The 12,955-nt window shown below is 70.2% G+C and carries 14 protein-coding genes; 2 read left to right on the top strand and 12 right to left on the bottom strand.

All coding sequences use genetic code 11. From position 1 onward, the window contains the following. Positions 1–22 precede the first annotated feature (22 nt). The 10 genes from QMK34_RS18075 to QMK34_RS18120 all read right to left on the bottom strand — a co-directional run bounded on the left by QMK34_RS18075 (position 23) and on the right by QMK34_RS18120 (position 9,684). Positions 23–1,300 carry a deoxyguanosinetriphosphate triphosphohydrolase gene (locus QMK34_RS18075; protein WP_326415208.1) on the bottom strand — a complete coding sequence of 426 codons (1,278 nt, stop codon included), beginning with the start codon at positions 1,298–1,300 and terminating at the stop codon, positions 23–25. A 27-nt stretch (positions 1,301–1,327) separates the two neighbouring features. Beyond that, positions 1,328–1,984, bottom strand: coding sequence for a YdcF family protein (locus QMK34_RS18080; RefSeq protein ID WP_326415209.1), 657 nt, complete (start codon positions 1,982–1,984; stop codon positions 1,328–1,330). A gap of 46 nt (positions 1,985–2,030) precedes the next feature. Next, positions 2,031–2,636 (bottom strand): response regulator transcription factor, encoded by a 606-nt coding sequence (locus tag QMK34_RS18085; protein WP_326415210.1) that lies wholly within the window; start codon positions 2,634–2,636, stop codon positions 2,031–2,033. After that, on the bottom strand, positions 2,633–3,781 hold the full coding sequence (locus QMK34_RS18090; protein WP_326415307.1) for a sensor histidine kinase: 1,149 nt from the start codon (positions 3,779–3,781) through the stop codon (positions 2,633–2,635). The genes QMK34_RS18085 and QMK34_RS18090 overlap by 4 nt, the downstream gene beginning before the upstream one ends. Positions 3,782–3,867: 86 nt before the next feature. Further along, positions 3,868–4,608, bottom strand: a complete 741-nt coding sequence (locus QMK34_RS18095) for an ABC transporter permease (protein WP_326415211.1) — start codon at positions 4,606–4,608, stop codon at positions 3,868–3,870. Further along, a complete protein-coding gene (locus QMK34_RS18100) occupies positions 4,605–5,552 on the bottom strand; it encodes an ABC transporter ATP-binding protein (protein ID WP_326415212.1) in 948 nt (315 codons plus the stop codon). The genes QMK34_RS18095 and QMK34_RS18100 overlap by 4 nt, the downstream gene beginning before the upstream one ends. Before the next feature lie 166 nt (positions 5,553–5,718). Then, a complete protein-coding gene (locus tag QMK34_RS18105; RefSeq protein WP_326415213.1) occupies positions 5,719–7,107 on the bottom strand; it encodes a glycine--tRNA ligase in 1,389 nt (462 codons plus the stop codon). A gap of 93 nt (positions 7,108–7,200) precedes the next feature. After that, on the bottom strand, positions 7,201–7,869 hold the full coding sequence (locus QMK34_RS18110; RefSeq protein WP_326415214.1) for a class F sortase: 669 nt from the start codon (positions 7,867–7,869) through the stop codon (positions 7,201–7,203). Positions 7,870–7,956: 87 nt separating this feature from the next. After that, positions 7,957–8,595, bottom strand: coding sequence for a class F sortase (locus QMK34_RS18115; RefSeq protein ID WP_326415309.1), 639 nt, complete (start codon positions 8,593–8,595; stop codon positions 7,957–7,959). A gap of 6 nt (positions 8,596–8,601) precedes the next feature. Beyond that, positions 8,602–9,684, bottom strand: a complete 1,083-nt coding sequence (locus QMK34_RS18120) for a hypothetical protein (RefSeq protein ID WP_326415215.1) — start codon at positions 9,682–9,684, stop codon at positions 8,602–8,604. Positions 9,685–9,888: 204 nt separating this feature from the next. Here QMK34_RS18120 and QMK34_RS18125 point away from each other — a divergent pair, with 204 nt between their 5' ends. Next, the gene (locus QMK34_RS18125) at positions 9,889–10,311 is read left to right on the top strand and encodes an ArsR/SmtB family transcription factor (protein ID WP_442785170.1); all 423 of its coding nucleotides are present in this window, start codon (positions 9,889–9,891) and stop codon (positions 10,309–10,311) included. 2 nt (positions 10,312–10,313) lie between these two features. Then, complete coding sequence (locus QMK34_RS18130) at positions 10,314–10,733, top strand: Fur family transcriptional regulator (RefSeq protein ID WP_326415217.1); 420 nt, start codon at positions 10,314–10,316, stop codon at positions 10,731–10,733. Between the two features lie 401 nt (positions 10,734–11,134). Here the strand turns inward: QMK34_RS18130 and QMK34_RS18135 are convergent, their stop codons facing one another. Both QMK34_RS18135 and QMK34_RS18140 read right to left on the bottom strand, forming a co-directional pair. Continuing rightward, positions 11,135–11,854, bottom strand: a complete 720-nt coding sequence (locus tag QMK34_RS18135) for a TIGR03943 family putative permease subunit (RefSeq protein ID WP_326415218.1) — start codon at positions 11,852–11,854, stop codon at positions 11,135–11,137. Beyond that, on the bottom strand, positions 11,851–12,888 hold the full coding sequence (locus QMK34_RS18140) for a permease (RefSeq protein WP_442785171.1): 1,038 nt from the start codon (positions 12,886–12,888) through the stop codon (positions 11,851–11,853). The genes QMK34_RS18135 and QMK34_RS18140 overlap by 4 nt, the downstream gene beginning before the upstream one ends. Positions 12,889–12,955 lie beyond the last annotated feature (67 nt).

A 12,955-nucleotide genomic window follows, 5' to 3' on the forward strand; every position in this document is an offset into this window, starting at 1 on the left:
CCGACCACGGGTAGGGCCGGGGTCAGCCGTGGCGGCCGGTGTGCCAGGAGTGCCAGGCGTGGGCCTGGGCGTCGGTGAGGGAGGCGACCTGGTCGATCACCACGCGCAGGCGGGCGGCGTCGTCCGGGGCGGCGGCCCACAGCTGGGCGAAGATCGGGTCGAGGGGGTCCGGGGCCCGCGCGGTCAGCGCGGTGACGAGCTCGGCGAGCAGCTGACGCTGGCCGTCCTGCATCGCGAGCCGCCGCCGGTCGCTCATCACGTACCGCAGCGCAAGCGCCTTGAGCAGGGCGACCTCGCCCGCGACCTGCTCGCGCACCTCGAGCCGCGCGCCGTAGCGGCTGAGCGGGCCGTCGCCGTACGCCTGCCGGGTGCCGGTGACCGCGGCCGTGGCGAACCGCCCGACCAGCTCGCTGGTCAGCCGTTTCAGCGCGACCTGCGCGGCCAGCGAACCGTCGACGCCGGGACGGCCGAGCTCCGCGACCACCGGCAGGTCCAGCAGCTCCTTCGCCGCACCCTCCAAAGTGGACACCGACTGGGTCGAGAAGTGCTTGGCGGCGGCCTCCGCGACGGCGGCGCGCTCCTCCGGGTCGGCGAGCACGCGCAGCGAGATCCGGCCGGCGAGCACCCCGTCCTCGACGTCGTGCACCGAGTACGCCACGTCGTCGGCCCAGTCCATGATCTGCGATTCGAGACAGGTCGACCGGCCCGGCGCGCCCTCGCGCATCCACGCGAACACGGCGGTGTCGTCGGGGTAGACCCCGTACTTCGCCTGCCCCGGCAGGCGCGCCCACGGGTACTTCGTCGCCGCGTCCAGGCAGGCCCGCGTCAGGTTGAGCGCGGCGACCTGGCCGTCGGCGGCGATCACCTTCGGCTCCAGCCTGGTGAGGATCCGCAACGTCTGCGCGTTGCCCTCGAAACCGCCACACGCCTGCGCGACCTCGTCGAGCGCGCGCTCGCCGTTGTGCCCGAACGGCGGATGGCCGATGTCGTGCGCGAGACCGGCGGTGTCGACCAGGTCCGGGTCCGCGCCGAGCTCCTCGGCGATCCCCCTGCCGATCTGCGCGACCTCCAGCGAGTGCGTCAGCCGGGTGCGCGGGACACCGCTGACCTCGGCGCCCTCCCCCGGCCCGACCACCTGGGTCTTGCCCGCGAGACGCCGCAGCGCGGCCGAGTGCAGGACCCGTGCCCGGTCACGCGAGAACGCCGACCGCCCGTCCGCGCGCGCACCGTCGAGCACCGCGCCCTTGGCCGCTTCGGGCAGCAGGCGGGCCTTGTCGTGCTCGGTGTAGACGTCGCTCACCTGCACAGCTTAGGCGCGCGGCGGCCCTCAGGAGGTGAAGAAGAGGTCGAACAGGTCGTCCGCGGGCGTCTTGGTCAGCCGGTAGAACAGCAGCGCGCCGGTCTCCCGGACGATGTACTTGATCTGCGTCTCCCTGGCCTGCACGATCGGGCCGCTGTGGGTCGGCGAGGCCCAGGCCTCCAGCCCGAGGTCATCGGCCATGGTCCGCGCGCGGTACGAGTGCCACGGGTCGCTGACCAGCACCACGGTGTGCCAGCCCCGGTCGCGCACCTGCCCGGCGACAGCGCGCATGCTGCGCAGCGTGTCACTCCCCTCGCCCACGGCGAGCGTCGCGGAGACGGGCACCCCGCGCTTCTGCAGCCACAACGCGCCGGCCTCGGCCTCGGTGTAGTTGTCCTCGGCCTTCTTGCCGCCCGCGGTGACGATCGTGCTCGCGACCCCCGCCTCGTACAGCTGCTTCGCCTTGGCGAGCCGGGCCTGGAAGATCTCCGAGGGCCGCCCGTTGTACTGGGCCGCGCCGAGCACGACGATGACGTCGGCGTGCTCGCGGTCGTCGTCCCTGGCCACCTGCCACACGCGGAACGCGGTGCCGCCCACGACGAACAGCAGCAGCACCAGCGACCCGAACACGACCCGGCGCACCCAGCTCGCTCGCCCCGGTCTGGTCCGCTCGGTGCTGGTCACGCGGCCATCCTCCCACCACCGGCCGGAGGAGCCGTCGGGGCGCTCCCTACAACCAGCCGTGTTCTTCGGACAGGCGCACGGCCTCGGCACGGGTCCGCGCGCCCGTCTTCCCGATCGCGGAGGAAAGGTGGTTGCGCACGGTTCCCTCGGACAGGTGAAGAGCACGCGCGACGTCGGCGACCGTGCTGCCGTCCTTCGCCACCGCGAGGACGTCGTGCTCGCGCGCGGTGAGCGGGCTCGCCCCGGTCGCGAGCGATTCCGCGGCGAGCGCCGGGTCGACCACGCGGAGTCCACTGTGGACCCGGCGGACGGCGTCCACGAGCTGCTCCGGCGGTGCGTCCTTGACCACGAACCCGGACGCCCCGGCGGTCATCGCCCTGGCGAGGTAGCCGGGCCTGCCGAAGGTGGTGCAGATGATGATCCGGACCGACGGCAGCGCGCGGTGCAGTTCGGCCGCCGCTTCGAGCCCGTCCTTACCCGGCATCTGGACGTCCAGCAGCGCGATGTCCGGTTCGGACTCCTTCGCCGCCGCCAGCACCTCGTCGCCGGAACCGACCTGGGCGACGACCTCGATGTCGCTCTCCAGGTCGAGCACGGTGGCGAGCGCGCCCCGCACCATCGCCTGGTCGTCGGCGAGCAGCACCCGGATCACGCGAGACCCCCGGCGGGTTCCGCTCCGGAAACCGGGAGCTGCGCGGGCTGTCCCTCGACCTGGGGAACCTCGGCCCGCACCAGCAGCCCGCCCTTCGGCCGGACCGAGGCCACCACCGTGCCGCCGACCAGCTCCAGCCGCTCCGACAGACCTCGCAAACCGTTGCCCGGCAACACTTCCGCCGCACTCCCGTCGTCCTCGATCTCCAGCCAGGTCCGGCCGAACCGTACCTTCACCCTGGTCGCCCCGGAATGGCGGAGCACGTTCGTGACCGTCTCCCGCAGCACATAACCGAACGTCCGCTGCAGGTCCGGGCGCACGTTGTCGATCGCGTGCGGCAGGTCGGCGTCGATCTCCATGGCCCGCAACGCCGCCCGCGCCCCGGCCAGTTCGGCGGACAGCGAGACCTCGCGGTACTCCGACACCGTCGCCCTGATGTCGGACAGCGCGCTGCGGGACAGGCCCTCGACCTCGCGGATCTCCGTGATCGCTTTGCCCGTGTCACCCGAGGCCTCCAGCACGCGCCGGGCGAGCCCGGCCTTCACCGTGATCGTGGTGAGGCTGTGGCCGAGGATGTCGTGCAGGTCCCTGGCCATCCGCTCGCGTTCCCCGGCGACGGCGAGCGTCGCGATCTCCTTGTTGGCCGCGGTCAGCCGCCGCACCGCGCGGACCAGGCTCGCCAGGAGGAACATCGTGGCGGTGAGAGAAAGAATCGCGATCAGGTCACCCTTGCGCTCTTCGAAGCGGCCCGTCTCGATGACCCCGGCCAGGACGATCAGCAGCGCGAGGCCGTCGAAGATCAAGGCCCACGCCGGAGCCAGCGCGAACGCCAGCACCGCCGTCGCGTAGATCAGCACATACGGGTTCATGTCGAGCAGGAACGACAGCAGGACGCCGTCCGCGAGCATCAGCAGGCTGAACACCAAGGTCACGCGGCGCGAAGCCGGCGGCAGGAACAGCGGGAAGAGTGCGTAGCAGAGGTAGTAGAGCGCCGTGGCGGTCAGGAAAACCAGCTTGATCCCCAGCCCGTCGCCGTTCGCGACGACGCTCTGGACGGCGGGCACCAGCATCGGCAGCATGAACAACGTGCCACAGACCAGCCAGCCGATCGGGTTCTCCCGCGGGCCGGACGAATCGGGGGGCATGCCCTGCCACCAGACCGACTTGCTGTTCAGCCCGACCTCCGGCTGGCCAGGATAGTCCTGCTCCACCACGTCACCTCCCGTCCGGCTCAAACCCGAGCACTGTCCTTACGGTAACGCTTGATCATCAGCGCCCCCAGCACCACGGTGAACACGGCGAGCGCGCCCGCCGCCGACGCGAAGCTCACCGTCATCTCGTCGGTGACCACCGGCCGCACCAGCTGGGTCAGCCAGTACGTCGGCGTCACCTGCGCCACGGTGTGCATCCAGGCAGGCATCCCCTCGATCGGGATCCAAAGACCGCCGAGGAAACCCATGCCCATCATGGTCAGCATGCTGACCGGCTGCATCGACTCCGGCGTGCCGAACTGGCCGATCAGCAGCCCGAGCAGCACGAGCGGGATGGCGCCCAGCCAGATCCCGGCGATGATCCGCGCCCAGCCCGACGGGTCGATATGCACGTGCTCGACGAAGATCGCGACGACCGGCACGATGATGAGCGCGGGCAGCCCGACCAACATGGACGAAACGGCCTTGCCGCCGAGGTAGCCGGGGCCGCTCAGCGGGGTCAGCCGCAGCTGCCGCTGCCAGCCGCTGGAGCGCTCGATCGCCAGTTTCGTCCCGGCGGTCATCGCCGCGGCGAACGTGCCGAAGGCCATCATGTTGACCATGAGGACCTTGACCGTCGCATCGTGGTCCGGGGCACCGGCCTTGACGAAAACGCTGGCCTGCAAAAGGAACATCAGCACCGGGAAGGCGACGGCGAAGAGCACGAACCGCGGCGAGCGGAAGCTGCGCCGGGTCTCGGTCACCAGATAGGCGGGATTCATCGGCCGGTCTCCTCGGTGTTTTCTTCTGAGGTAAGGGAAAGGAACGCGCCTTCGAGGCCGACCGCGCTGATCTCGATGTCGCGCGCGCCGGGGACGGCGGCCAGCAGCGCGCGGAGGGTGGCGTCGGAATCGGCGCTGGAGAGCACGGCGCGGTCGCCGCGGAGTTCGTAGCCGGTGACCGCGGGCAGCCCCGCGATCACCGGCTCCGTCACCCCGGGCAGGACCGCCCGGACCGTGCGTCCCCCTGCCAGCGCACGGACCTCGGCGACCGAGCCGTCGGCGACGACCCGGCCGGACCGCATCAGCACCACGCGGTCCGCGAACTCCTCGGCCTCTTCGAGGTAGTGGGTCGCGAACAGCACCGTGCGGCCGGAGTTGGTGAACTCGTACATCGACTTCCAGAATTCCCGCCGCGTGCCGACGTCCATCGCCGCGGTCGGCTCGTCGAGCACGAGCAGATCGGGATCGCTGACCAGCGCGACGGCGAACCGCACCCGCTGCTTCTGCCCGCCGGACAGCTTGGTGGATCGCCGAACCCCCAGGTCCGCGATCCCCGCCCGGCGCAGCGCCTCGCCGACCGGCATCGGCTTGTGGTGCAGCGACGCCACCATGCCGACCATCTCGGCGACGGTCATGTCATCCAGCAGCGCTCCACCCTGCAGCATGGCGCCGATCGCCCCCTCGGCGACCGCGGCAGCGGGGGTGGAACCGAACACCGAGACGGTGCCGGAATCAGGTCTGGTGAGCCCGAGGATCATGTCGACGGTGGTGGACTTGCCGGCGCCGTTGGGGCCGAGCAGCGCGACGACCTCGCCAGGCGCGATGGTCAGGTCCACCCCGTCGACGGCGCGGACGTCGCCGTAGTGCTTGCGCAACCCGGTGAGGTGCACGGCCGCCCCCGCGGCCACTCCCGTTTCCCGGGGCTGGGTCTGTGTCTTGTGCATACCCGAAGCCTGCCGCCCGGCGGGCGTCCATCCGCAGGCCGAGCGTCACGACCTGGGGGTGACAGGTGTCAGGGGTGGTGGGCCCCCGATGTCATGAAAGGGTCTTTCAGGGCAATTTTTGCCCTGAAAGACCCTTTCATGACACTTGAGAGGCGGGAGCCGAGGCTCAGGCGCCGATCAGCCGCCCCGCCAGGTAGGACTCGAGCTGGTCGATGGAGACGCGCTCCTGGGCCATCGAGTCACGCTCGCGGACGGTGACCGCGTGGTCGTTGAGCGAGTCGAAGTCGACCGTCACGCAGTAGGGCGTGCCGATCTCGTCCTGACGCCGGTAGCGGCGGCCGATCGCGCCGGAGTCGTCGAAGTCGACGTTCCAGTGCTTGCGCAGGGCCGAAGCGACGTCCCTGGCCTTCGGGGTGAGGTCCGCGTTGCGGGACAGCGGGAGCACGGCGACCTTGAACGGCGCGAGCCGGTAGTCGAGCTTCAGCACCGCGCGGGTGTCGACGCCGCCCTTGGCGTTCGGCACCTCTTCCTCTTCGTACGCGTCGATGAGGAAGGCCATCATCGAGCGGCCGACACCGGCGGCGGGCTCGATCACGAACGGGCGGAACCGCTGTTTGGTCGCCTGGTCGAAGAACGACAGGTCGACACCCGAGTGGTTCGAGTGCGTGGTGAGGTCGAAGTCGGTGCGGTTCGCGACGCCCTCGAGCTCGCCCCACTCCTGGCCCGCGTTGAACGAGAAGCGGTACTCGATGTCGACGGTCCGCTTCGCGTAGTGTGCGAGCTTGTCCTTCGGGTGCTCGTAGTGGCGCAGGTTCTCCGGCTTGAGGCCGAGGTCCTTGTACCACTCGGTGCGCGTGTCGATCCAGTACTGGTGCCAGGTCTCGTCCTCGCCCGGCTCGACGAAGAACTCCATCTCCATCTGCTCGAACTCACGCGTGCGGAAGATGAAGTTGCCCGGCGTGATCTCGTTGCGGAAGGACTTGCCGATCTGGCCGATGCCGAACGGCGGCTTCTTGCGCGACGCGGTCTGCACGTTGAGGAAGTTGATGAAGATGCCCTGCGCGGTCTCCGGCCGGAGATAGTGCAGGCCCTCCTCCGACTCGACCGCGCCGAGGTGGGTCTTCAGCATCATCTCGAACGGACGCGGCACCGTGTACTCGCCACGGGTGCCGCAGTTCGGGCACGGCACCTCGGACAGGTCGTCCTCGAGGACGGTCTTGCCAGTGCGCGCCGAGAACTCCTCGGCGAGCTGGTCGGCACGGAAGCGCTTGTGACACGAGAGACACTCGACGAGCAGGTCGGTGAAGGCGCCCACGTGGCCGGACGCGACCCACACCTGGCGCGGCAGGATCACCGACGAGTCGAGGCCGACGACGTCGTCGCGGCCCTGGACGGTCGACTTCCACCACTGGCGCTTGATGTTGTCCTTGAGCTCGACCCCGAGCGGCCCGTAGTCCCACGCCGACTTGGTGCCGCCGTAGATCTCTCCGCAAGGGAAGACGAAACCACGGCGCTTGCAGAGGCTGACTACTGTTTCAATGGTTTTGGCGGGCACTCCACGCTCCGAAGCATGCGGGGACGGTTATTCGGACTGAGGGTTAACACTATCCGGCAGGCTCCGCAGCGCTTCGGGCGAGGTAAGCGAATGTCAAGGGTGCGACACGAGTGAAGCCGTGACGATCCGGTTGTCCTCGTAACCCTCGGTGCCGCCGACGTAGTCGCCACCACAGGTGACGAGTACCAGCCGCGGGTCGCCGTCCGGCCCGAACAGCTTGTCCGCCTGGCCGGCGAGCTGGTCCTTGTGGACGGTGACGACGTCGGAGATCCGGTACACCCAGCGGCCGCCGCCGGCGTCTGCGACGGTGACGTCCTGACCGGCCTTGAGCCGCCACAACTCGTCGAACGGGCCCCTCTTGCCCTTCCAGTTCACGTGCCCGGAGAACAGCGCGGCGCCGTGCGCGGCACCGAGTTTCTCGCCCCACCAGGCCGCCTCGCCGAGCCCCTGCGGGATGGGCAGCGTGCCGTCGCCGGTCAGCTCCTGGTACACCAGTTTCGCCGTGCCACCACCGGGAAGGGTGACCGTGCCCGGGTCCCGCTCGGCCGATCCGGCGGGCGCGTCGGCCTGCGTCGCCGAGGCCTCCTGTGAGGTGGAATCCGCCGCGGAGACGACGGAATCATCCTTTCCGGTGAATACCAGCAGCACCGCGACGAGCGCGGCGACCACGAGGACCCCGGCTCCGGTGAGGATCCAGCGCAGACCGGACCCCCGCGAGGGCGCTCCGCGGCCGGGCTGCGTGCCTTCGAACTGCTCCACCATCAGGGCGTACTCCTTCGTTCCACGTCTGCGGGCACCGCTAGGCACGCCGCGAACGGGCGACGAGGTTGCACCGAATGTCCGGTGCGGTCAGCGGGGGCCGGACACCGGGACGGCGGTGACGATCCGGTTGTCCCGGTAGCCGTCGGTGCCGCCGAGGTAGTCGCCGCCGCAGGTCACCAGCACGAGCCGGGGCGGGCCGTCCAGGCCGAACAGCTGTGCCGCCCGTGCGGGGAGCTCGTCCTTGTGCACCGTGACGAGGTCGCTGACGCGGTAGACCCACTGGCCGCCCTTGGCGTCGGCGACGGTGATGTCCTGGCCCGCCCGCATACTCCACAGCTCGTCGAACGGACCTTTCGCGCCAGCCCAGTTGACGTGCCCGGACAGCAAGGTGACGCCGTGGTCGGAGCCGAGCTTCTCGCCCCACCAGGCGGCGTCGCCGAGCCCGCGCGGGATCGGCAGCACGCCGGTGGAGGTGACCTCGGAGCGCACGAGCCGGGCGGAGCCGCCGCCGGGCAGGAGCACGGTGCCCGGCCGCTGGCCGAGGGCGGAGTCCGCGGGCAGCGCGACCGGGGCGCCGTCCTCACCGGGCAGCGCCGCGGGACCGTCGGCGGCGATCGCGGACGGCGTGGCCGCCGGATCGGCGGGCACCCAGGTCAGCACGATGATGCCCGCCGCGACGGCGAGGGTGGCCACCGCGGCCGAGAGTCCGGCCAGCCAGGTGCGCAGCACCGGCTACCGCCGCCGGACGGACCCGCGACGCCGGTACAGCAGCATCGCGACCGCGGCGAACAAAGCGCCGCCACCCAGCAGGCCCAGCCCGAGCGGAATCCGGGACGACGACTGCTCGGCGGGCGGCGGGAAAACGCCCGCCGGGACCTTCATCGGGGCCGCGGGCTGGTCCACCGCAGTGGTGTCGCCGCTGGCGGCGCCCGCGGCCTTGGCCGCGAATCCCTTCGGCAGCGAGCAGCTGACCCCGCCCAGCACGATGGCCACCCGCACGTCCCGCAGGTCCTTGTTGTTCGCGTCCCGGACGTGGGTGACGACGTCGACGCGCCAGCCCGCCGCGACCGTGACGCCGCCGTCGCGCCAGCCGTCCTGGCGGATCAGCTGGTCGAACGCGGTCACCTTGGTCAGGGTGAGGTCCGAGGTGGTGGTGTCCTTGCTGGTCCCGGCGACGTCGACGGCCGGGCCGAGCTTGACGCCCTTCACCTGCAGCCCGGCGTTGCCCGCCGGCACGGTGACCGGGCTGAGGACGTCCCCGGCGGCGCGGATCCAGACCTTGCTCGCGACCGACGAAGCCGAGGTGCGGTTCGTCGCGGAGCAGTCGACCGAGGTCTTGGCGCCCTGCAGCACGAGCACGGTGTTGTCGAGCGGTTTCGCGCCGCCGCGGGCGTTGTCGAGCAGCGCGTAGTTGGTTTCGGCGACGGCGGTGGGGACCGTGGTCGCCTGCAGGGCGGCGACGACGTTGTGGTCCCTGCTCGCGACACCGGCGGGGAACGCGCTCTGCGCCTGGGCGGAGAACCTGCCCAGGCTCAGCTCGTAGTGGCCGCCGAAGGCGCCCTTCTCCCCGGAGTCCTTCGGCACGGTGGTGCGGTCGGCGGACAGCTTGGACTGGCCGGGGCTGAGCGGCGAGCGCTGGGTTTCGGTGATGACGCTGCCGCCGCCGTCGACCTTCGCCGAGGCGACGTTGGCGAAGGACACCGGGCCGCTCTTCTCGTCCACCGGTTGCACGACCTGGGCGGACGCCGTGCCGGGGACGGCCACGAGGGCGCCGACGGCGCCGATCAGTGCCAGCTTGGTCACGAAACGAGTCATGCTCTCCCTCTGCTCCCCGACAACCGCGCCCTTGGAATCGCCGAGTCAACCTTGCACCGTTCGTGACAAGTTGCGAAGCGCTCTGGGCGATTCCTCACGAACTCACCCGAATGGAGTAGTAACGCCCGGCGAACCCGGACCGGGACCGGCGACGCCGACCCGTTGGCCGGGGAACACCTAGGATGGGCGGTGGTGTTATCGGGAATGACTTCGAGATTCATGGTTGAAACGACAGGCACGGAGGCGGTTATGGCGACGGTGATCCCGGGCGCGACCACGTCCGAACTCGCGGATGTGGCGGAACCGCATTCGCCGGGCCGCCCGCCGATCGCCCCCGGCCCGCCCGCGGCCGCGTTGATCGACGCGGGTGATCTGCTGCGAGCGCTGGCCGCGCCGGTCCGCATCGCGATCGTGCTGCAGCTGCGTGACGCGGACCGCTGTGTGCACGAGCTGGTGGACGCGCTGGACGTGGCCCAGCCCCTGATCAGCCAGCATTTGCGGGTCCTCAAGACGGCGGGTGTCGTCCACGGCGAGCGCCGCGGCCGAGAGGTGGTCTACCGCCTGGTGGACGAGCACCTGTCCCACATAGTCGTAGACGCGGTAGCCCACGTCCAGGAGGGGAAATGACGATGAGCTCAGCAGTGCCGGCGGCCCGGAGCTCAGCCCCGGTCCCAGGTCGCCGCTCGACGAAACAGCGCACGGCGGTGGTGGAACTCCTCAACGAGATCGACGACTTCCGCTCGGCCCAGGAGCTCCACGACGAGCTCCGCAAACGTGGCGACGGCATCGGCCTCACCACGGTCTACCGGACCCTGCAGTCGTTGGCGGAGGCCGACGAAATAGACGTCCTCCGCACCGCGTCGGGTGAAGCGATCTACCGTCGCTGTTCCTCCCACCACCACCATCACCTGGTCTGCCGCCTCTGCGGCCGCACGGTGGAGGTGGAGGGCCCAGCAGTAGAGCGCTGGGCGGAGAAAACAGCAGCAGAGCACAACTTCACCCAAATAACCCACACGGTAGAAATAGTAGGAACCTGCAACGCCCACTAAAAAACCAAAGCCCCTGAAGGCCACCATCACGGCGTAAAACGCCGTGATGGTGGCCTTCAGGGACAGTAAAACCCGAGCCCGACACGCACCACTAAAACCCCACCACCGCCGTGGTCCGGGACCACAGCGTCTCCGCGAGCCCCGCGAGCGGAGACTTCACCGCCGCGCGCCCTCTTTCAGGCCCGCCAGGGCCTCCCAACTCGCGACGGCAGGTCGCCCCCTAAAAGCAAAAGCCGCACTTACGCACGGTGCCAGGGGCGACCTGGCGGCGCGAGTTTGTAAGCGCGCTGGCCAAAAAACACAGGCTTCTAACCGCACCTCAGGACCCAACCAAAAACCCGCACCGCCGCTCAGTGCCAGGAGCGACCTGGCGGCGCGTGTGAGCACGCTGGCCAAAAAAACTAATACTCATAGGGGTCCTTAGGTGCCCCCACTCCACGCAGGGTAACGGGAGCCAAGTCCGGCGTGTAGCTGTTCCCTTTGGTCGCGCTCCCGGGCACCACCTGCCCGGTAACCTCGACCCAGGCATCCGAAGCGAACCGATCCGCGCTTCCCCCGGTCAACCGGACTGTCACCGGGAAAGCGTCAGCCGCACAACAACTGATCACCATCCGGGCGAGCAATGTCTGCCCGTCGGTATGCACGACGAACCCGGACAGTGAAACTGTCCGGCCGTTCAAGGTCCCGTTCCGATCCCACCCGGCCCGGCTGACGAACTCGTTGACCGCCAAGGGCACCACATCTCCCGGCGGCAGTGGCGGAAACGCCGCGGCGTCGGCCGCGACCGCGCTCTGCGGTGCCCTGGCCCCGGTCCGGGTGACGGAATCCGCGCCCAGCGCGGGTGGTGCCACCAAGAAGACCGCGAGCACGGGCACCATCAGCAGCCAGGCCGACCGCACCCGATGCTGATGGCCGTGTCCATCGTCCACATCGGACTTCCGGGTCCCCCGCAGGTCCCGCAGGATCGCGACGACGCCCAGCACGAGCATCACCACCCCACCGGCGATGATCCATGGCTGCTGCGAAGGCTTCACGTAGCGCAGGTAGTCCCCGTTGATGGCGATCTTCAGCAGCGCGCCGCCGAGCAGGATCAGCAGGATGTTCTGGGTCTCGCGTTTCACGCGCCGCCTCCGAGTACCAGCACACCGGCGAGCACGCCGCAGGTGATCGCGACCACGAACGTCACCGGCGCGAACCGCACGGCGAACGACTTGCCGAACGTCCCGGCCTGCAACGCGAACAGTTTGACGTCGATGGCCGGGCCGACCACCAGGAACACCAGTTTCGGCAGCATCGGCAGTGCGGACAGCGAGGCGGCGACGAACGCGTCGGCCTCGCTGCACAGGGCCAGCACCACCGCGAGCGCCGCCATCACCAGCACCCCGAGGACGATCTGGTCGCCGAGCACGCCGAACCACTTCGCGGGCACCAGCACGCCCAGCGCGGAGGAGATCAGCGCACCGAGCACCAGGAAGCCCCCGGCCTCGACGAGGTCCGTGCGGGCCGTCTCGGCGAAGGTCTTCCACCGCGCGCCGCTCTGGACCTCCGGCAGCCGTCGCAGCGCCCGTTCGGTGATCCATTCGAGCTTGCCCCACTTCGCCCACAGCCAGCCCATCACCATCGCGGTGGCGAGCGAGCCGAGGAAGCGCGCGAGCACCATCTCGGGTTTGCCGGGGAACGCGACGGCTGTCGCGACCAGGACGACCGGGTTCACCGCGGGCGCGGCGAGCAGGAAGGTCAGCGCCGCGGCCGGGGCGACGCCTTGGCCCATCAGCCTGCGGGCCACCGGCACCGACGCGCATTCGCAGCCCGGCAGGGCGACGCCCGCGAGCCCGGCGACGCCGACAGCGGCACCGGCTCGGCGTGGCAGCACCCGTTCCAGCACGCGGGCGGGCACGAACGCGGCGATCGCGCCGCTGATCAGAACGCCCAGCACCAGAAAGGGCAGCGCCTGCACGCAGACGGCGACGAACACCGTCGATCCGGTGCGCAGCGCCGGGACGTCGAAAACCCGCTGGAGCCAGCCCTGGGCCAGGATCGCGATGAGCAGGATCGCGCAGAGCACCTCGACCGAGGTGACCTTGAACCGGCGCCGGGATCCCCGCGGCCGGGATTCCAGGTTCTCCTCGGCGGCGTTACCGGAAATGGTTTCCACCCGGGTGATGATGCCAGGTGGGTCTCATCCGGGTCACGGCCGGACACCGCGCGACCGGTACGTCTCG

Origin of the sequence: Amycolatopsis sp. H20-H5 (assembly GCF_035828755.1) — a bacterium.
Taxonomy (GTDB): Bacteria; Actinomycetota; Actinomycetes; order Mycobacteriales; family Pseudonocardiaceae; genus Amycolatopsis.

Bases quoted from the DNA above. Each gene is read 5' to 3' on its own strand.
- QMK34_RS18090 (WP_326415307.1), bottom strand. From the start codon at position 3,781: ATGCCCCCCGATTCGTCCGGCCCGCGGGAGAACCCGATCGGCTGGCTG.
- QMK34_RS18095 (WP_326415211.1), bottom strand. From the start codon at position 4,608: ATGAATCCCGCCTATCTGGTGACCGAGACCCGGCGCAGCTTCCGCTCG.
- QMK34_RS18100 (WP_326415212.1), bottom strand. From the start codon at position 5,552: ATGCACAAGACACAGACCCAGCCCCGGGAAACGGGAGTGGCCGCGGGG.
- QMK34_RS18110 (WP_326415214.1), bottom strand. From the start codon at position 7,869: ATGGTGGAGCAGTTCGAAGGCACGCAGCCCGGCCGCGGAGCGCCCTCG.
- QMK34_RS18120 (WP_326415215.1), bottom strand. From the start codon at position 9,684: ATGACTCGTTTCGTGACCAAGCTGGCACTGATCGGCGCCGTCGGCGCC.
- QMK34_RS18125 (WP_442785170.1), top strand. From the start codon at position 9,889: ATGACTTCGAGATTCATGGTTGAAACGACAGGCACGGAGGCGGTTATG.
- QMK34_RS18130 (WP_326415217.1), top strand. From the start codon at position 10,314: ATGAGCTCAGCAGTGCCGGCGGCCCGGAGCTCAGCCCCGGTCCCAGGT.